Genomic DNA, 20,218 nt, shown 5'->3' with positions numbered 1-20,218 from the left:
GCACGCATGATGCATAATTTAGTATATTTGTTGCAACAACTTCCCGTAAAGCCTTTATTTACAGACCGTGATGTGTTTTAATAAAAAAAAAAACAAAGCCATTGCCACATTGCTTTAAAACAACTGGTATTAATTTGGCATCTAAAAAAATAAACCAAAAAAAAATAAATTTTTAATAATTGATAGAAAATAAGAAATTACAGGATAGTGCACGACAAATTGCACTTTTAGAGAAGTGTTTAAAAAAATCGCGTAAATCTGCGTGCTACAATTTGCACGCAGATTCAGTAGATCAGATAGATTTTATAAAATCCGAATATTTCATTGTTTTAAAACGAATGCCCTGATTATTTTGAAGTAGTAAATTTCAATCCAAATATTTATTTTAAAGAAAAATAATTACACATTCGAATCATCTTTTTTGTGTGTGGGAAGATGTCCGTATTTTTCCTTAAAGCATTTTGTAAAATAGGAAGACGAAGTAAACCCTACTTTATAGCTAATTTCATTGATGTTATCATTACCTAGGGCAATCAATTCTTTTGCTTTTTCCAATCGTACATTTCTAATAAACTCATTTACGGATACTCCAGTTAGTGTTTTTATTTTTCTATAGAGTTGACTTCTACTCAAGAATACTTTTGTTGCCAATACTTCTACACTTAAATCGGATTCGTTAATGTTTTCATGGATGAAATTCAATGCTTTTTGAATAAACTCATTATCTACTGTTGTTGTTTTGGCTTTTGCTTTTTTAGTAATTCCATGATAGAATTTATTAAACATAATCTGTCTACTGGTGAGGAGTTGTGCCAAGCTTGATTTCAAAATATCCATGTCAAAAGGTTTACTTAAATAGATATCGGCACCAGAATCTATTCCTTCCAGTTTGTCTTTTACCATTGCTTTTGCGGACAGCATCAATAATGGAATGTGACTTGTTTTTATGTCTTTTTTTATGTTTTTACATAAGTCTAAACCATTCATAATAGGCATAATCACATCCGTCATAATGATATCCGGAGATTTTTCTAAAGCCATCTCTAGTCCTTTCTGACCATTTTCGGCAACAAGCACTTTATACTCATTTTTTAATTCATTTTTTAAGTAATTTCTCAATTCAGTATTATCCTCTACAATGAGAATGGTATGTACTTTTTCTGAAGCTTGTTCACTAGGTTTTTCTTTGTTTAGAATAGATAAAAGATGCGGGGTTATTTTTCCTTCTCTTTTGAATGTTTCTTTAACAATTTCATTTTCGGTAAAAAAATCATTCCCTAATGGAAAAGCAACTGTAAATGTTGATCCAATTCCCAATTCACTTTCGACTTCAATTTTTCCTTTTTGCAATTCAACAAATCCTCGAACCACTTCTAATCCTATTCCAGTACTGCCATAATAAGCTTTGCTTAAATTGTTTACTTGGTAAAAGCGGTCAAATATTTTTTTAATATCTTTTTTGTCTAATCCAGCACCAGTATCGGCTATTGCAATTTCAAAATAAGGAATTTCTTTTTCAATATTGGTCAACGGGAACTGCGCTGTTTTTTGTGATACATTTATTTGAACTTTTATAAATCCATCATCAGCAGTAACTTTAAAGGCATTTGATACAATATTAAAAATAATTTTTTCAACCATTTTGGGGTCTAACCAATCGTGCAATTCGGCTATGTTTGATTCAAAAACTACTGTAATTCTGCGGCTAGAGGCTTCTTCTTCAAAATAACTAATAATGTCTTTGGTAAAACTAACTACTTCTATTTTTTGCACTTGTACCACAACTTGATTGAACTGTAATTTATTGAAATCCATCAATTCATTAATCAATTTTGAAAGGCGATCCGAACTTTTGTGCATGATTTGTAGTTTATTTATAACATCATGTGATAATTCTGGACTTTTATTTTTAATAAGATCAGTCAGTGGATTTAGTATCAAAGTCAAAGGCGTTCTGAATTCATGGGAGATATTGGTAAAAAACTGAAGCTTTTTAGTATTTAATTTTTCTATTTGGATGGCTTTATCTCTTTCAAATTTAACGGCTTGTTTTTCTTTAAATCGATTTTGGAAATACTTATTGCTAGCATAAAAGGTTCCTGCTAGCAATAAAAGATAGAAAAAATAGGCAAAAGAGGTTCTCCACCAAGGCGGTAAAATTTCAATATAGAGTTGCAACGGTTTCTTATTCCAAATACCGCCTCGTGCTGCCGACTTGACTTTGAAAACATATTTTCCAGGAGCCAAATTAGTATAAGTTGCCGAACGTTTATTGCCTACATAATTCCAATTCTTCTCAAAACCTTCTAAATAATAGGCATATTCATTGGCACTTGGATAAGAATAATTGAGACCTATGTAGTCAATAGTAAATACAGATTGGTCGTATCGAAGTGTAATATGATCGGTTTCGGATATTACTTTAGTCAAAGGAGATTGCGACTCATTTGGATGAATTGACTCGTTGAATAATTTAAAATCATCCAAATAAAGCAATGGTTCCTTTATATCATTTGACGTTTTATTGGGATTAAAATAATTTATTCCTTCATAACTTCCAAAGTACAAATCGCCATTTCTATCATTCAAGACTGCATTGTTGTTAAAGTCGTTACTTAAAAGTCCATCATCAGTCGAGAAATTTACAGCTTTTTTATTTTTCAAGTCTAATTTTGTTATCCCTGTTTTTCCGCTAATCCAGATAGCACCATCACGGGATTCGGTTATAGCAACTACTAATTTTTCTTTGAATTCAGGAAAATCAGTGTACCAAGCTAATTTGTTGTTTTTCGCATCATAACTAAACAAACCAGATCCAGCTGTTCCTATCCAAATAATTTTGTTTTTGGATTCATAAAGAGATAGAATCGTATTTGTGCTTTTATTGGATTTTATGCTTTTGGACATGACATTTTTCATCGATACAACAGAAAAAGTTGCATTTGGATTCCTGTGTACTTGATACAAACCATCTATTGTAGCAACCCATATTACATTTCTAGAATCTACTAAAACCTTTCGAATGTTGGCAGTGTTTAAATTGTTAGTGACAAATGGTTGTGAATCACAATGATGGAATTCTTTTTTTTGAGGCTCATAATAATGCAATCCTCTCATATAGGAACCTATCCAAATTATACCTTTTGAATCCTCCGAAAAACTAAAAATTTGGTCCGATCTTAAACCAGTTGTGTTTTTTGAAGTGAAATTGACAAATGTTTTAGATCCTTTTTTCAAAAAATAAATACCGTCATTCCAACTTCCTAGCCAAATATTCTGTTTGCTGTCTATAAAAACGGTTAAGATATTATTGCTTGTAAGTCCCGAATAATTTTTGGTGTCTTTATTGTTAATGTGCTTAAAAACTTTAGTAGAAGAATCTAGAACATCGACTCCACCGCCCTCCATACTAATCCATAACTTGCCAGAATTGTCTTTTTCAATCCCGGTAACCGAGTTTGTTTGCAAAGAATTAGTATTGGTCGGAAGACTTTCGATTACATTGAATTTGGCATGTCGCTTATCAAAAACACCAACTCCTTTGTTGTAATACCCCAACCAAATGCGTTTGTCTTTGTCTAAAAATAAGGACCAGATAGAATTGGATTTTAAACTATGACTGTCCGATTTACTATTCAAATACCGATGAATTATAGTACCTTTATCATTGATTAAAAAGAGTCCGTCATTTTCGGTGCCACACATAAGAGTATGGGAATTGACGCCAATTATCGACAAGATTTTATTTTTGGAAATTTGGAATCTTTCGATCTGAGCAGTTTTTTGATTGCCCGAAATTTTGAGTAAACCGTTGGAAATTGTACCTACCCATAAATTTTCAGAAGTATCAAGATATAAAGTTTCTATAGGATCTGTTATTGATATTTTTTTTGTGTTCCAAGTCGATTTCTTTACCTTGTTGCTCTTAGAATCATATTCTATTACCCCTAAATCCGTGCCTAGATAGAGGATTCCTTTTTTGTTTTTTACAAAACAATTAATCTTACTGTCACTGTTTAAAGGTGAGTTTAATTGGATAGACTCCATTTTAAAAGTTTTCAAATTTAATTTGAATAGTCCATGAGCATAAGTCCCAACTAGAAGATTGCCTATGTTGTCCTGAATAATGCTTTTTACGGTTACTATATTTTTATATCCTTTCGTAAATGCATTTTTTAAGTCTATATTTTCAAATTTGTTTAGATTTCGATTGTACAAACACAGACCTTCATCTGTACCAACCCAAAGTCTATTGTATGAATCAATGTAAGTTGCATAAATTAAATTACTGTTTATAGCATTTTTGTTTTTCCAATCATATTCGTAGTTGGTGTAATTTATCCCGTCATATTTATACAATCCTGCACCATCGGTACCAAACCACATAAAGCCATAATGATCTTGTGATATACTCGAAACAGCTCTTTTTGAAATTCCTTCTTTTATAGTAAGAAACTGAAAATTATCGAAGCTGTTTTGAGAAAACAAACTCGCAGTGATAAAGAGGAAAAAGAGGAATAAAGTGCTGTTTTTGTTACTGAACATTGTGAAATAATTTGGGTTTAAATAGCGATGCAATTTATATCAAAAAAAATAGATAATACCAAAGAAAAATTTCGCCACTCTCGATTGCTATCGGGTGTGGCGAAAAATAGTTTAAACGATTCAATTGCTGTTTTTTTTACTAAAAAAAAACTAAACACCTAATTTGTGGAACAGGACTTATACCTCGAATAGGCTAAATGAATTATTTTGTAAAGTAGGTCTATTGCAATTCAAAGCTACCTTCCAGTCCTTTGTCTGAGCTTCCTCCGACCATAATTTTAAAAATTCCGGCTTCGACCAAATAGTTTCCATCATTATCAAAAAAGCCTAGTTCTTTATCTGTTAACATAAAGATTATGGTCTTGGTCTCTCCTTTCTTTAAATCAATTAATTCAAAACCTTTTAGTTCTTTTACGGGTCTTGCCAAGCTCGCTGACTCATCATGGATATAAAGTTGAACGACCTCTTTCCCGTCATAATTTCCGGAGTTTGTAACTTCCACAGAAACTTGTACAGGTTCTCCTTTTGCGAAAGCAGTTTTGTTTATTTTTAGATTTTTATAATCGAAAGTGGTGTAGCTCAATCCAAAACCAAAAGGGAATTGCGGTGTTTTCTCCACATCGGTATAATGCGACCAAAATACATTTTTATCAACATCTGTAGGTCTTCCGGTGTTGTAATTGTTGTAATAAATAGGGCATTGACCTACATTTCTCGGAAATGACATAGGCAGTTTTCCGCTTGGGTTGTAATCTCCATACAGCACTTGAGCCACTGCATTTCCGGTTTGGGTTCCTAGTTGCCAAGCCTCAACAATGGTAGGAATATGTGTTGCTGCCCAAGGAATTGACAAAGGTCTGCCATTATTTAAAACCAAAACAATGTTGGGATTTACTTTGTAAATTGCTTCTAGTAATTCTTGTTGGTTTCCAGGTAAATCCAGATTCGTTCTACTGCGCGCTTCTCCAGATTGAAATCCGTGTTCTCCTAAAACCATTACTATCACATCAGCATTAGCTGCTGCTTTCTTGGCTGCTTCAAATCCGCTTGTGTCGGTGGTGTTGAAAACTAATTCGTCCAAGAATGTCGTTTTTCCAACAGTCAAATCTGATCCTTTTTCGTACGTCAATTGATTGTCTTTGTATTGTTGCATTCCTTCTAAAACTGAAACGGCAGTATTATCATCTGAAGCAATTCTCCAACTTCCCAAAGGACTGTTTTTATCGTTAGCCAAAGCGCCAATCAAAGCAATTTTTTGCCCTGATTTTTTTAACGGAAGTAACCCTTTTTCGTTTTTCAACAGCACAATCGATTTTTTGGCCATGTTCAAAACACCATCATTATTGGCTTTGTTTCCTATAATTGCTTTTTCGCGTTTCTCGTCACAATATTTATAGGGATCGTCAAACAATCCCAATTCGAATTTCACACGCAGAATTCTACGAACGGCATCATCAACCAAAGATTCCTTTACTTCACCAGTCTTTACTAAATTCACCAACTCTTCTACATACAAATGCGACTCCATATCCATATCAGAACCCGCGTTTACTGCTTTTTTGGATGCTTCTGCACCATCTTTTGCAAATCCATGTGTGATCATCTCACGAACCGAAGCCCAGTCTGAAACCACAAAACCATCAAATTTCCATTTTCCTTTTAGAATGTCTCTTTGCAAAAAAGAATTTCCGGTTGCAGGAATACCATTTAAGATATTGAAAGAGTTCATAAACGTACGAACACCTGCATCTGCCGCAGCTTTGAACGGAGGTAAAACAGTGTTGTATAATTTAGAATTACTAATATCAACCGTATTATAATCACGACCGGACTCCACAAAACCATAGGCCGCAAAATGTTTAGCACAAGCCGCAATTGTGTTTACTTTAGCTAAATCAGCTCTCGAATCTCCTTGAAAACCAGTTATTCTTGCCGTAGCAATTTTACTTCCTAGATAAGGATCTTCACCTGCTCCTTCCATTACACGCCCCCAACGTGCATCATTAGAAATATCGACATTAGGTCCAAAAGTCCAGTTAATCCCCACAGCCGAAGCTTCTTCGGCAGCTATTTGAGCTGATTTTTTTATCGCTTCCATGTCCCAGCTTGCTGCTTCTGCCAGTGGAATCGGGCTTAATGTTTTGTACCCGTGAATTACATCAAACCCAATAATCAAGGGAATTCCCAAACGGGTTTCTTCGACCGCAATTTTCTGAACGGCTCTTACTTCTTTTACCCCACGAACCGTTAGCATCGAACCTACCCAACCGTCACGCAAATGTTTGTATTTTAATTCGGCATTTCCTCCTTTTGGCGCAGGACCTGTTACTTCCCAAAAACCATTGTATTGGTTCATTTGACCCACTTTTTCTTCCAAAGTCATTTGCTTCATTAGCAAATCGATGCGTTCTTCTGTTGGTTTTGTTTTGTTTAAATGAAGCTTTTTCTGCGCGTTAATAGTTCCAATAGTTAGTAAGGCATAAAGCCCAATGTTTATTACTCTTTTATGTATCATTATTCTTATTTATTTTTCTTTTGAGGTATAATTGTGGTGCCTGATGAATTACCTTTTTTAAGAGAATATTTGAAAATCCGCATCAATCTGCGTGAAAATAGCACGCAGATTTTTGCAGATTTTATCAAATTCGAGTATTTAAAAAAAATATTTTTTAAAGGAAAATTCTGTAATACTCCTATGAAACGGTTATGTTGTATACATTATTTAGATTGGTCTCTTATATACTGTAACATCATCTACCCACATCATAACATTTGTAAATAAATTTATTTTATTTGGATCTATAAAACTCGAGTCATTCGATCCTACATTCATATTTAAAATGATATTGTGTGGTCCGAAATTATTCAAATTAAGCTTTGATACGCTGCTATTAGTATATGTAGAAACAGTCACATTATCTAATTTTATAGTTACCGTAACCACATTGTTTTTTACACTCCAAAATGATTCGTATAAATGCCATCCGTTATTTGCGTTTACATCAAATGAAGGATACCCTCTTTCTGCTGCGTTTCCTAATTGGTTCGTACCAGAAGCTGTACCATAAAAAAGATTAGAAGTAAAACGAGATACATTTGGCGCAAAAGAATAAGCTTCCATGACGTCAATTTCTCCTTGAGTTGGCCAAGCATTTTCTTGAACACTCCAGAAAGCAGGCCAAGCGCCATAAGTATCTGTGAATGATTTATAATTAGCACCGTCCATAGCTATTAATTTAATATTAGCAGATAGCATGTATTCAGTATTGTTTTCTGGTTTGTACTGATAATTAGACTTAATTAGACCTGATTGATATTTAGTTGCACTCAATTTTGTAGTCTTAATTTCTAAACATCCTTTTCCGTCTCTTGTTTGTATGGTAGGTACGGAACTGTTATAATCACAATACTTAGAGTTATAATCCGTACGTTGCGCCTTTGTCCATTGTGAAAGTGTAGAACCAGCATTAAACGTATCTTCAAATTGCTTTACCCATGGAGCAGCGGCGACTTTACTGGTGTTGCTATTCATACTCGTACTTGCTACTTGGTTTTCTACTTCTGGAGTATTATCCGAGCAGGATACAAACCCTAATAAGCAGATTAATGATAATGAGAGCAGACTTAATTTTTTCATAATTTTTTTGTTAATGGTTAATTTTGGTTTATTTTAATAATTCAATCTGTTTTTATAAAACAAGGGTTGTGCTCTTATAGCTGTACTATTTCTAAAATTAATTTTCAGAAAATATTGGCTCCAAATAGTTAATGTATTATAAAACAGTAAATTATTTTTGATAAAAGTAGTCCTATATTAAAAAGCCAGTTAGCAGATTTGAAGCATTATATAAAACAGATGATGTATGTAGGTGTTAAATATTCAATTCTGAAAAATATAAAATTGAAAAAACACCAAGAGTTGATATGAAATAAAAACCAACTACTATTAAAACAAGAATTCGATATTTTTAAAACGATACGGCTTAAATAATTATTTTAAAAACAAACTATTAAATCATCGTGTCAAAAAAAATTAAGTGGAACTATTAGTTAGTCTAAAATTGATTTTCTTTCAGTCATTCAAAATAAATTACGATTCTATTCGTTAATGGAATAGCTGAAAGAATTGTACCTTTATAAAAAAGGTTCTGTTAATTACCTGAAAATTTACCCCCAATTTCAAACCTAAGTTATTTATGAAAAAACTAATCCTCATTGCATTATTATTAAGTTCCTTCGTCGGATGGAGCCAAGACCCTATTGCTTATGATTTTTTTGATCAAGCATTAAAAAAAGCAGCCTCTGGAAATATCAAAGGATCAATAGACGATTATACCAAGGCAATCAAAAGAGATCCCTTATTTGCAGAAGCATACTTAAACAGAGCACTCTCAAAACAAAAAATAGGCGATATAAAAGGAGCTTTAGTTGATGTTAACACAACTATCAGCATTGACCCAAAAAGAGGAGATGCTTATACTACTCGTGCTGATATTAATTACAAATCAAAGAATTACAAAGGTACTATTGAAGATTGCACCCAATCTATTATTTTAAACCCAAAAGATTACATCGCTTACAACCTTAGAGGACTATCCTACATTCATATTGAGGACAAAAAGAATGCGTGTGCTGATTTCTCCAAAGCCATTCAATACGGAAGCCAAAGTGCTGCAAAAAACAAAAAAATGTTTTGTAAGTAATCATTTCGAAGGGTATTAAAACAATAAAAAAAGCGTCCTGACACAGTATTAGGACGCTTTTATAATTTATGTAAACAACTATTTCATTAATTGTTGCAAAGGTTTGAGTTGTTCTAAATCAATATTTGATTTTTGAATGACCTGCATCATAGTCATGATATTTGTGGGATTCATGTCTTTACCCAAAACTCGTATGACTGCAAAACCTGTTTCTTTTTTATTAGCAAAAAAAACAAACTCTTCGATATGCTCATCTGAACCTACATAACTTACTGAAGCTCCTTCTTTTCCGGAACCAAATTTCATCAGCTGCTGGTATTTTTTATCTTTCAGAATCAGGCTTACTTTAGCACGCTCCACCTCAAATTGCGCTTTGTTTTTATCATTGAGTTTAAAGGCCAGAACATTCATCTTATCAAAAGATTGCAGTGCTATTTTTTGTTCCGATGACAATTTCGTCTGATCTACATTCAGTATACCCGGAGAAATATCTAATGCTAAAAAATTCTTGTTTTCAGTATTTTCTACAAAGTATTTCTGCAATGTAGGTTCTTGATTGCAACTGAACAGAAACAAGCTAAAGAATAGCGCAATACCATAAATAGGTTTCATTTTACTTTCTACCTTTAGTTGCTTTCTTCAAATCATCCCCACCAGGAATTCGCATTTTGTCCGTAAGTACCGAAATTTCACTTAAATCAAAATCTCCTGTCAATGACATTAAAACTGTGTCATCATTTTTAGCCCCTTCGATAAACATTAACAACTCTCTTATTTGAGAATCTTTCGCACCTGATTTTACTAGAATTTTTATATTCTTTCCGCTATCATTTACACGCATTAACTCTTCCAGACCTGCTGATTTTATATATCTTTCAGCCGCAACTTTCATCTCGCCTTCCACTCTGGTACTTTTAGTTGTAAAAACTTTTAGATTATCTAATTTTTTTATCAAATTAAGGTATTGTTGTGTCTCCTTGTCCGAAGTATCGACTTTTACCTTACTCATTAAATCAAACATTTTTTTGTTGACAATGATTGAGGTTACATCATCTTGTCCGTCGAATTTATCGAAGGCCGCTTGCGCGAAAAATGGACTCGAAACTAATACTGCTACTACTGTTATTATAAATTTTTTCATTTTTATTTATTTATTATTGTTTAAAAATTAATTCTTTTGACTCTTGGTATTCTCTAATATAATATACACTTTCTATGCCAACATTTACATGATTCGATAATAATGCCAATGCTTTTTGAGTTTCTCTAAGAGCAACTTCAGGATCATCATATGTTCCTAAATCCTGTTTCTCATTTGCATTATCATAATTATAAAACATATACGTCCCAATTCCCAGCAAAACAACTACTGAAGCCGCAATAGATAACCATGCTACAAAACGTTTATTAGCTTGTCGTGGAATTTCTTGCTTTAACATTTGCTCTTTTGGGAGAGAGAAATAACCAAACATAGGTTTGTATTGTTCTAGATGCTGCGCAACATCCGGCGAAGAAAAATAATTACGTAATTCATTTTCTTCGGCAATACTGGTTTCTCCCTGAAAGTATTTTTCAAAAAGTATTTCTATTTTATTTAATTCCATAGCTGTGCGTTTTTGTCATGCTTTCTCTTATCGTTTTCCTTGCTCTTGAAAGCGCTACGCGAATAGCAGTTTCATTCATGTTTACTATTTCCGCAATTGCTGCAAACTCATATTGTTCAATGTCCCGCATTTGTATTAATAATCGTTGTTGTTCCGGCAATTGGTTTATTATTTTTTCAACCCAATTTAGACTATCAATATCTTCTACTTTTTTATCCAAACTTGGTTGACCATCCGTAAAATTAGTATGGACTAATTTAATATTTCCCGCTCTTTTTGATTTCAATTGATCCAAACAATAATTTTTTGTCATTGTCATCGCAAAAGCTTCTATACTATTAAAGCCATCTAAACTTTTATTTTTATTCCATAATTTAACCCAAACTTCCTGAGTGGCATCTTCAGCTTCCTCAGTGCTTATGAGCAATCGCTTTGCCAGTCGAAAGACTTTGTCCTTGAATGGTGAGATTAGCTGCACAAACTCATTTTGGTTCATAAAGAGTATTTAATAAAGTGGTTATAGAATCAAGACGATTCATATTTCTTTTTGTTACAAAAAAACATAAAATAAAAACTAAAGTTACTATTTTTACGTTTATAAAAGATATCGCTCCCAAAACATGAAAAAAACATTCCAACTTACGCTTTTATTATTCTTAGCCGTTTTTACTTTTCAATCTTGTCAAGATAACGACGATGTTGCCGCACCAGTAAACTTAGATATTCAGGATTTTATATGGAAAGGCTTAAACCAATACTATTTATGGCAAGCTGACGTACCCAATTTAGGGGATGACCGATTTTCAACCCAAGCAGAATTAAATACTTTTTTGAAAGGGTATCCTGTTCCTGAAGATTTATTCAATGCCTTAAGAGTAGACAAAACTATTGATCGATTCAGCTGGATTGTAAGCGATTATTTAGAACTGGAAGGAGCGCTTCAAGGAACAACTAAAAATGACGGTGTTGATTTTGGTTTAAGTTATAAGCCAGGAAGTACTACCGAGATATTTGGCTATGTACGTTATATTATTGCAAATTCTGATGCATCAACTAAAGCAATCAAGCGTGGTGATTTGTTTACTGCCGTAAATGGAACTCAACTTACCATCAGTAACTATCAATCGCTATTAGCCGCTGATAGTTACACATTAAATATGGCGGACTACAATGGAACTACAATTGTTGCCAATGGAAAATCAGTGTCATTGACAAAAACCGTTTTATCGGAAAATCCAATTTTAATCAATAAGGTAATAACCTCTGGCTCTCATAAAATAGGATATTTAATGTACAACGGCTTTTATGCTAATTATGACACGCAATTAAATGATGCTTTTGCTACTCTAAAATCTCAAGGAATTACTGACTTGGTTTTAGATTTACGCTACAATGGTGGTGGCTCTGTTCAAACAGCTACACGATTAGCGAGTATGATTACGGGACAATTCACAGGACAAGTCTTTGCTAAACAACAATGGAATGCTAAAATTAATGCTTATTTCGAAGCTGAAAATCCAACAGCTTTAATCAATAGTTTTACGGACAAAATTGGAACTACAGCTATTAACAGTTTAAATATGACCAAAATTTATATTCTAACAACCAAAAGTACTGCATCAGCAAGTGAATTGGTGATAAACGGATTAAAACCTCACATTACTGTTGTACAAATTGGGGATATCACAACCGGGAAAAATGTTGGATCAGTTACACTATATGATTCGCCTACTTTTGGCACAGAAAACAGAAACCCAAACCACAGGTATGCAATGCAGCCTATTGTGCTAAAAATTGTAAATTCAGATGGTTTTGGTGATTACTATAATGGTTTAACACCTACTTACGCACTGAAAGAAACCTTGAGCACTTTCGGAGTTCTTGGCGACACTGCAGAACCTTTATTGAGCACTGCTATTGGTAAAATTACTGGAACTGCCAGAATGATGAAACAAAGTCCGGAAAAAGATTTTAATTATTTTAAAGATTCAAAATCTATAGATGGGTTACAAAACCAAATGTATCTTGAAAAAGCACCCGAAGGGCTTTTGAAAGCTTTAAAATAAATTTAAAACGTCTCCATAATAAAAATACTTTTTTTAAGTTTACATTTAACACTTAACATCCTAAAAAAGAACTAAATGGAAAATTTAAAAAAAGTATTTTTAATACTAATTATAATTGTTTCTTTTTCATTTATAAGCTCAAAAACATTAGAGCCAAAAAAAATAAATATAGTTATTGATGCCAGTCACGGCGGGAATGATTTTGGAGTCATCTCTAATTCCATTACCGAAAAACAAATTGTAGAACAAGTCACTAACAAAATTAAGTCTTTGAATAGCAATGTTGTGATTCATCTTACAAGATCAGATGACACCTTTTTATCCTATGAAGAAAGAACTGATTTTATCAACAAAATCAAACCTGATTTAGTTTTATCGCTACATGTAAATTCAAGCTTAAATAATAAAACATCTGGCTTAGAATTTTATGTCGCTAAAGAAACTGAGTTTTTTGAAAAATCAAATGAAATTGCCGGAAGACTGCAAGACAAATTTTCAAAGGATACAAATTTGAAAATATCTGGTATAAAAAACGGTCCTTTTTACATTCTAAAAAGATCAGATGTACCTGCAGTAATTGTCGAACTTGGTTATTTGACCAATGAAAATGACAAAAAATACTTGATTGATGATAAGGAGCAAAACAAAATTGCTAAATCCATTTCAGAATTTATTTCGGAAATGAAATAATAAAAACAAAAAACCCGTTCCAAATTAAGGAACGGGTTTTAAGTACTAAAACTAAAATATTTATTTTTTTAGAATAAGAAATTCAAACCTAATTTAAAGTTTCTTCCTCTAGTGCTATATCCTCTGCTTTCAACAAAATCCTTATCCAGAATATTATCAACAGCACTAAAAACGTTTAATCTGTTTTTGATTAATTCGTAACGAACATTAGCATTTACTAATTGGTAATCTTTTAAAACTTCTGATTTCAATACAGGATCATATGTTGGAGCTGGATAGATTGTATATTCTAAATATCTATCAGACACAAATTGGTACGCAACATTAAAAGCAAGACGCGTTGTTGCTTGCACATCAAGAGCAGCATTTACTTTGTGTTTTGGGTTTAGAATACGAGATTGTCTTTCTAATTCGGTATACGTATAATTGGCATTGAATTTTACTTTATCATTAAAAGCATAAGAAATCATTGTTTCAAGACCTTTAGCTTTGTTTTTACCATTAACATTGAAGTATTTATAAGTCATCAAATCAAAACCTATAGCATCTTGCTCTTCTCTTTGAAAAACAACTGCATTTAAAACTACTTTCTTATTTACTAAACTTGCTTCAAAACCAGCTTCGGCAGTCGCATCTTTCTCTGGAGACAAATTCAAATCACCATACGGAGAGTACAATTGGTACAAACTTGGAGTGACAAATGCAGTACTATAAGAAGCCAATACTTTTAATGATTCTGAAAAGCTGTACGATGGATTAACATTATAAACTAAATTATTCCCGTATTTACTATGAATATTATAACGTGCTCCTGCATTTAAGTTCAATCCAAAGTCTGAATTATAAACAGCAGCTACATAAGGATCAATCATATTAAATTTAGCCACTTCATTTGTAATTGCGTCATACTGGCTCATGTTTGACATTTCGTGAAACTGAAATTGTGTTCCTGTAACGACAAATAATTGAGATGAAATTTCATATTTATTAAAGGCATCAACATTGACACTTCTTGACTTAGCCTGAAATAAAGAGCCATAACTAAAGATATCCCGGTTGATTACGTTTGCACTTGTATTAATTACCAATTCTCCTTTATTGTATTTATATTTTGGAGTAAAACCAACTCTAAATTGTTCCGAAAGACTGAAATTTTTAAGGTCATCTGCAAATGAACCTGCATCAAAATCGTTTTTCATTCGATCATAATTAGCAAAGAAATCAAACGATAATTTTTTAGTTGGCGTAAAGCCAATTTTCACTAAAGAATTTACTCTTGAAAAAGCATCATTTTCAAATTTAGTATTTAAATTTAATGGTTTTGCTTCAGAAATCCCTGTAGTTTCAGTACTATTCAAAGAAGCAAAATAATTTACTTTTTCAAAACCACCGTTTACAGCAAAACCCTGATTGTAATCTTGCACACTATAATTTGCTTTTTTAGCAACTGTTTGTGTACCAATATTCATATATGCATTTCCTGCAATAGCCTTTTTACCTGCTTTTTTTAGTGTAATATTAATAACACCTGTCGCTGCTCCAGAACCGTATAAAGTACTTGAAGCGCCTTTCATAATCTCAATACTTTCAATTTGCTCCACTGGAAGCAATCTCAAATCATACGATAAACTAATTCCAGAAGCATCTGTTACCGGAACACCATCAATCAAAATTAAAACCTGATGATTTCTTCCTCCACGAATGTAAAGTCCCAAATCCTTACCATTACGACTCTGATTTCCATTGATTTCAACACCTGCCACTGTACTTAAAATTGAAGCTACTGATTGGCCTGATTTTTTCTTCAAATCCTCAGCAGTAATTTTGACGATAACTTTTCCTGATTTTTCTTTTGATAATGCAAATTTCGAATCGGAAACGACAACCTCATCAAGTTGTTTTGGCTCTTGGTTTTGTGCATACGTGTTCATTGCAAATAACAATGCAATCGCACTAAAGCGAATGAATTTTTTGTTCATTTTAAAAATGTAAAATTTAATAAATTGGGGAGAAAAGCATAGAATGACCCATACCCAAACCTTTTTTCCCGAAAGTTTGATACTCGATGTAATAGGCAGGTCTCCTGGCTTGCGTCTTGTTGTTTACCTTCTCATTCGCCGCGGCGAACAATGGTTTTGTAGATAACAACAAGCTTGATAGCTTACAGTTGCGGGTACAGCTCAGGATTCTTGATTTAAGTTAGGATTCATGATTTAGGATTTAAACCTAAAATCTGAAATCTAAAACTTGAAATCTTTCACCTGATTCCCTTTTAATGTGGTTTGAAAAAACAAACCTCAACCTCAATACGGCGGCAAAGATAAAATTATATTAGGTTAATAACCTAAATAATTGCGGATTTTATAATTCAATTTTAATTACAGCTCCAAAATCTACTTTATTCTGAAAAGCGTCTTTAAGAGGCAAATCCGAAATTTTACATAAAAAACTTCGTATCACTCCTGCATGCGCCACAATAATTACTCGCTTTGAATTGTTTGTTTGAAGTTCATTATGCATAAAATCAACTACTCGACCGTGTAAATCTGTAAACGACTCTCCATTGGGCACGCGAACATTTACAAAATCAGTCATCCAGGGATTTAGTTCTTCGGGTTGAATTACATCCCAATTTTTCATTTCCCAATCACCAAAATTCATTTCCATTAAACGAGAATCTTCATTAATAGAAGCAATTTCTGAATTGTCTTTGATGTAATTTGCCAAAAGAACACAGCGAAGTAGAGGACTGGAATATAGCTTTGCATCTTGAGGCAATTGATTTAAAACAGACTGAAAAACAGCATCATAAGGCTCCATTATTTTCACATCGGATTGTCCATAACAAATTCCTTTTTTGCAAACCGTTTCCGTGTGGCGTACTAAATAAACTTCCATAATGCAATAACTGATATATAAAAAACCACTTCACAAACTTGTTGAGTTGCCCCCAAACAATCCCCAGTATACCCGTCAATCCATTTCTGAAAATAACATGCTAAAAAAAATCGGGTCAGAAAAACTGGGATTAAAATCAACAGCATTTGCCACTGAAAATAGGACAAAATAACTAATGGAAGTAATCCAAACAAGAAAGCTCCTACCACTTCTCTCCAAGAATAACTTTGCGCGATAGGTTTGCTTTTACTTGAAGCATCTTCTCGTGAATATTCATGGGTAAAAACAATTGAAATTGCCGCTAATCGACTGATGGAATGCGCCGAAACAAGGAGTAAAAAACTAACAATATATACATTTAGCCCCGTATTTTCCGCATTTCTAAAAAGCATATTTGTGGACATCAACTTCACTAATAAGAGTAAAACAACACCTATTGCTCCATAGGCACCAATAGCACTGTCTTTCATAATCATCAGTATTTTTTCTTTGGTCCAACCGCCACCAAAACCATCGCAAACATCAGCAAAACCATCTTCATGAAAAGCTCCCGTAACTAAAACCGAAGCAATCATCGAAAACAGGACCGCAATTTCAGGAGCAACTAAATAATTAAAAACACAATATACCCCAAAAGCCACGCTACCCACAATCCAACCAATTAATGGAAAATAACGGGACGCTTTATTTAAATAATCTGGATTATGATCGATAGTTGCAGGACACGGAATCCTAGTATAAAACATTAATGCGGTAAAAAATATATGGAGTTCTTTTTTCATATTTTATATTGTTTTGGCTGAAGCCAATTGATCTATTCATTAATAACCTACAATTAAAGTTCTCGGCTATTCACTCCTGCTGATTCAAAACTAGCCATATCATTCAAGAATGCTACAGCCGATTCAATTATAGGAAAAGCAATGGCACAACCGGTGCCTTCACCCAATCGTAAATCGAGTTGCAACAAGGAACGAACTCCAAGGTAATCTAATATTTTTTGATGCCCTTGCTCAGCAGAAGAATGGCAGAAAATAGCATTTTTAATAATAGATGGATTCTTTTTAAAGGCAATTAAAAAAGCAACACTACAAATAAAACCATCAACTAGAATCAACATATTAGCTTCTTTTGCCTGAAGCATTCCTCCTACCATTTGCATGATTTCAAAACCCCCAAAATAGGCTAATTTGCTCTCTAAATCATCTGAACCATCGTAATTATCAATGCATTTTTTAAGGATATTAATTTTTTGTATCAGCTTTTCATCATTTACTCCAGTGCCTTTTCCCACGCAATCTTCAATTGGCAATTCTAAAATAATACTCATCAAAACTGAAGCTGTAGCTGTGTTGCCAATACCCATTTCGCCAAAACCAACGCAATTACTACCCATCTTTGCAATAGTGGCAACAATTTCGCTTCCCTTTATAAAACACAATTCAACTTCTGTTTTACTCATTGCCGCTCCATGCAAAAAAGAATGTGTTCCCTTCCCAATTTTAGCCGAAATCAAATCCGTATTCATAGGAAAATCATAATTCACCCCAGCATCTACAATAGCTAATTGAATCTTATTTTGTTTACAAAATACGTTGATTGCTGCGCCACCTATCAAAAAATTATTTACCATTTGTCTGGTTACATCTTGCGGATAAGCACTTACGCCATGATTTGCAATTCCGTGATCTGCGGCAAAAACAACTATATTCGGTTTTATAATTTTAGGTTCTAAAGTTTGAAACACCATCCCAATTTGTTTGGCGAGTACTTCTAAAACTCCTAATGAACCTGTTGGCTTGGTTTTTTGGTCGATTTTATATTGTAACGCATTTGCAAAAGCAACAGAATCTATATCATTTTTAGTACCAAAAAATACTTTCTCTACCTTACTTTCATGCAAAACAGTGATTTCCTCAACTAATGGAATTTCTTGTTTTTGTTTCCAATTCAGTTGTTGCAACATGGGTTGATTATCATAATTGGTAGCCGGTTTTCCCACACAAAAATACCCCAATGGCTCCATGTTTTCGGGTAAACCTAATAATTGCTTGAACTGGTAGTAATTTAATATGGAAACCCATCCCATGGAATACCCTTGCTCCGTTAATGACAGCCAAATATTTTGCGCCGCACAAACGGAACTAAACTTTACCGCTTCATTACTCCCAACGGTTCCAATCGTAAAATTATTCAAAACGGAACGATCATAACAAATCACTAATCCCAATGGTGCTTCTTCTATTGCTTCTAGCTTAAGGGCTTTATATTCTAGTTTTTGTTGTTCGTTATCCGTTAGAGCAATTGCTTTTTCATCATAATCTAAAAATAAACCTTTAATGGCTTTCTTCATTTCAGCCGATCTGATCAGATAATATTTTGTAGCATCAGTCAAACCCACAGAAGGAGCCCAATGTCCCGCTTGGAGTGCTTTTTCAAGAACAGCATCCGGTACTTCGTCATTTGTGAAATGGCGTGTGTCACGACGGGATTTTAAAATTTCATCTAAATAAGTCATCTTAAAATGATTTTTGCTTTTATATTTATTCCCAAACGATGAAACAATAATTTTCATAGGTAATTCTAGTGAATTCAGGCAATTCAATCGCTCCAGAAAATAACGGACAGTTAATTACCAAAGTATGAAACTCCCCATTTTCGCCACAAGGATCTATTCCTTTTTCATGTAATTCTTGTGCTAATTCTTTGGTCAAAATTTTCCCCAGATAACGTTCTCCCATCATGGTATTACAAGAAACAATCATTGTTACAATGCCTTTTTCAAGCATTTGGTTTACCAAAACAATTCGGTCTTGTTGCCACAAAGGCAAAATTGCTTTTAACGAAGCTGCGGCACATACTTTGTCTTCCCAATCTTTATGCGGTTGCAAATCAATATCCCCAAAAACAGCTGCTTCCAAATCATATTTGGCTTTTAGCATTTTCAAAACAGCAATAAACTTGGCTTCATAATCACCCCACGTTGCGGGAATTGCTTCCATAGGTAATCCCATTTTTTGGGCTTGCTGATTCAAAATAGACAAAGGCAATCCGTGAGAACGGGACACTTTGCCGTTTTCATTCATCATATTGAGCAATACTTTTGGAATAAGTCCTTGCTGGGTTGCTTGCATCATTGCATAACAACTGTCTTTTCCGCCACTCCAAGAAGTCACAAAATTCATTTCTTTTCTTTTATTGTTACAGGAATTCCAGAAACCATAAACACAACGGTATCGGCATTTTTAGCGATATATTGATTCATCCAACCTTGAAGTTCGGTGAACTTTCTACCAATATGAGTTTCGGCATGCATCCCCATCCCTATTTCATTGGTTACAATAATAATTGTCGCATTTTCTTGATTTGCAATAGCATCAAATTCGGCTTTAGCTTGTTCTAAGCACAAGGGAACATCGTTTTTAGTATCCACGAAAAAGTTCGTTAACCAAAGTGTAACACAATCGACAATAGCTACTTTTCCTGAAAAATCAATTTCGCTCAAGTGCTTTTCTTTTTCAATATTAATCCATCGTTCGTCACGATCTTTTTGATGACGATCGATTCTTTTTTGGAAATCATCATCCCATTTTCTGGCTGTAGCCACATACATCGGTTTATCCGATAGTTCTTTTGCTAAATTTTCGGCATAACTGCTTTTACCGGAGCGTTCACCGCCTGTTATTAGGTATATCATTGTAATTGTAGATTG

The 20,218-nt window shown here is 33.6% G+C and carries 16 protein-coding genes and 1 riboswitch; of the genes, 3 read left to right on the top strand and 13 right to left on the bottom strand.

What is annotated here, in order from left to right:
- Positions 1–399 precede the first annotated feature (399 nt).
- The 3 genes from OA85_RS08995 to OA85_RS08985 all read right to left on the bottom strand — a co-directional run bounded on the left by OA85_RS08995 (position 400) and on the right by OA85_RS08985 (position 8,182).
- Complete coding sequence (locus OA85_RS08995; RefSeq protein WP_039109175.1) at positions 400–4,545, bottom strand: hybrid sensor histidine kinase/response regulator transcription factor; 4,146 nt, start codon at positions 4,543–4,545, stop codon at positions 400–402.
- A 220-nt stretch (positions 4,546–4,765) separates the two neighbouring features.
- The gene (gene bglX, locus OA85_RS08990; protein ID WP_039109174.1) at positions 4,766–7,060 is read right to left on the bottom strand and encodes a beta-glucosidase BglX; all 2,295 of its coding nucleotides are present in this window, start codon (positions 7,058–7,060) and stop codon (positions 4,766–4,768) included.
- A gap of 207 nt (positions 7,061–7,267) precedes the next feature.
- Complete coding sequence (locus OA85_RS08985; RefSeq protein WP_039109173.1) at positions 7,268–8,182, bottom strand: glycoside hydrolase; 915 nt, start codon at positions 8,180–8,182, stop codon at positions 7,268–7,270.
- Between the two features lie 559 nt (positions 8,183–8,741).
- Between OA85_RS08985 and OA85_RS08980 the strand changes: the two genes are divergently transcribed.
- Positions 8,742–9,248: a hypothetical protein gene (locus OA85_RS08980; RefSeq protein ID WP_039109172.1), complete on the top strand. Its 507-nt coding sequence runs from the start codon at positions 8,742–8,744 to the stop codon at positions 9,246–9,248.
- Between the two features lie 78 nt (positions 9,249–9,326).
- Here OA85_RS08980 and OA85_RS08975 read toward each other — a convergent pair whose 3' ends face one another.
- The 4 genes from OA85_RS08975 to OA85_RS08960 are packed head-to-tail and all read right to left on the bottom strand — an operon-like array spanning position 9,327 to position 11,348.
- Positions 9,327–9,860 (bottom strand): DUF4252 domain-containing protein, encoded by a 534-nt coding sequence (locus OA85_RS08975; protein WP_039109171.1) that lies wholly within the window; start codon positions 9,858–9,860, stop codon positions 9,327–9,329.
- Between the two features lies 1 nt (position 9,861).
- Complete coding sequence (locus tag OA85_RS08970; protein ID WP_039109170.1) at positions 9,862–10,389, bottom strand: DUF4252 domain-containing protein; 528 nt, start codon at positions 10,387–10,389, stop codon at positions 9,862–9,864.
- Between the two features lie 13 nt (positions 10,390–10,402).
- On the bottom strand, positions 10,403–10,852 hold the full coding sequence (locus tag OA85_RS08965; protein ID WP_039109168.1) for a hypothetical protein: 450 nt from the start codon (positions 10,850–10,852) through the stop codon (positions 10,403–10,405).
- On the bottom strand, positions 10,839–11,348 hold the full coding sequence (locus tag OA85_RS08960; RefSeq protein WP_039109167.1) for an RNA polymerase sigma factor: 510 nt from the start codon (positions 11,346–11,348) through the stop codon (positions 10,839–10,841). The genes OA85_RS08965 and OA85_RS08960 overlap by 14 nt, the downstream gene beginning before the upstream one ends.
- A gap of 124 nt (positions 11,349–11,472) precedes the next feature.
- Here OA85_RS08960 and OA85_RS08955 point away from each other — a divergent pair, with 124 nt between their 5' ends.
- Together OA85_RS08955 and OA85_RS08950 are read left to right on the top strand one after the other, a co-directional pair.
- Entirely contained in the window at positions 11,473–12,918 is a 1,446-nt protein-coding gene (locus tag OA85_RS08955; RefSeq protein WP_039109166.1) for a S41 family peptidase, read from the top strand.
- Between the two features lie 75 nt (positions 12,919–12,993).
- On the top strand, positions 12,994–13,608 hold the full coding sequence (locus OA85_RS08950; RefSeq protein ID WP_039109165.1) for an N-acetylmuramoyl-L-alanine amidase: 615 nt from the start codon (positions 12,994–12,996) through the stop codon (positions 13,606–13,608).
- Between the two features lie 68 nt (positions 13,609–13,676).
- Here the strand turns inward: OA85_RS08950 and OA85_RS08945 are convergent, their stop codons facing one another.
- From OA85_RS08945 to cobU, 6 genes are all read right to left on the bottom strand, one after another.
- On the bottom strand, positions 13,677–15,587 hold the full coding sequence (locus OA85_RS08945) for a TonB-dependent siderophore receptor (RefSeq protein ID WP_039109164.1): 1,911 nt from the start codon (positions 15,585–15,587) through the stop codon (positions 13,677–13,679).
- Positions 15,588–15,663: 76 nt separating this feature from the next.
- Positions 15,664–15,923: riboswitch (cobalamin riboswitch) on the bottom strand.
- A gap of 46 nt (positions 15,924–15,969) precedes the next feature.
- Positions 15,970–16,506, bottom strand: a complete 537-nt coding sequence (cobC, locus tag OA85_RS08940; RefSeq protein WP_039109163.1) for an alpha-ribazole phosphatase — start codon at positions 16,504–16,506, stop codon at positions 15,970–15,972.
- A complete protein-coding gene (locus tag OA85_RS08935) occupies positions 16,491–17,288 on the bottom strand; it encodes an adenosylcobinamide-GDP ribazoletransferase (RefSeq protein ID WP_039109162.1) in 798 nt (265 codons plus the stop codon). Before OA85_RS08935 ends, cobC begins: the two co-directional genes overlap by 16 nt.
- A 53-nt stretch (positions 17,289–17,341) precedes the next feature.
- On the bottom strand, positions 17,342–19,024 hold the full coding sequence (gene cobT, locus OA85_RS17190) for a nicotinate-nucleotide--dimethylbenzimidazole phosphoribosyltransferase (RefSeq protein WP_082014150.1): 1,683 nt from the start codon (positions 19,022–19,024) through the stop codon (positions 17,342–17,344).
- 25 nt (positions 19,025–19,049) lie between these two features.
- Positions 19,050–19,691, bottom strand: coding sequence for a diphthine--ammonia ligase (locus OA85_RS08925; RefSeq protein ID WP_039109161.1), 642 nt, complete (start codon positions 19,689–19,691; stop codon positions 19,050–19,052).
- A complete protein-coding gene (gene cobU, locus OA85_RS08920; protein ID WP_039109160.1) occupies positions 19,688–20,203 on the bottom strand; it encodes a bifunctional adenosylcobinamide kinase/adenosylcobinamide-phosphate guanylyltransferase in 516 nt (171 codons plus the stop codon). Before cobU ends, OA85_RS08925 begins: the two co-directional genes overlap by 4 nt.
- Positions 20,204–20,218: the final 15 nt, after the last annotated feature.

This window comes from Flavobacterium sp. AED, assembly GCF_000812945.1.
Classification (GTDB): Bacteria; Bacteroidota; Bacteroidia; order Flavobacteriales; family Flavobacteriaceae; genus Flavobacterium.
This window is presented reverse-complemented; position numbering and strand designations above follow the sequence as displayed.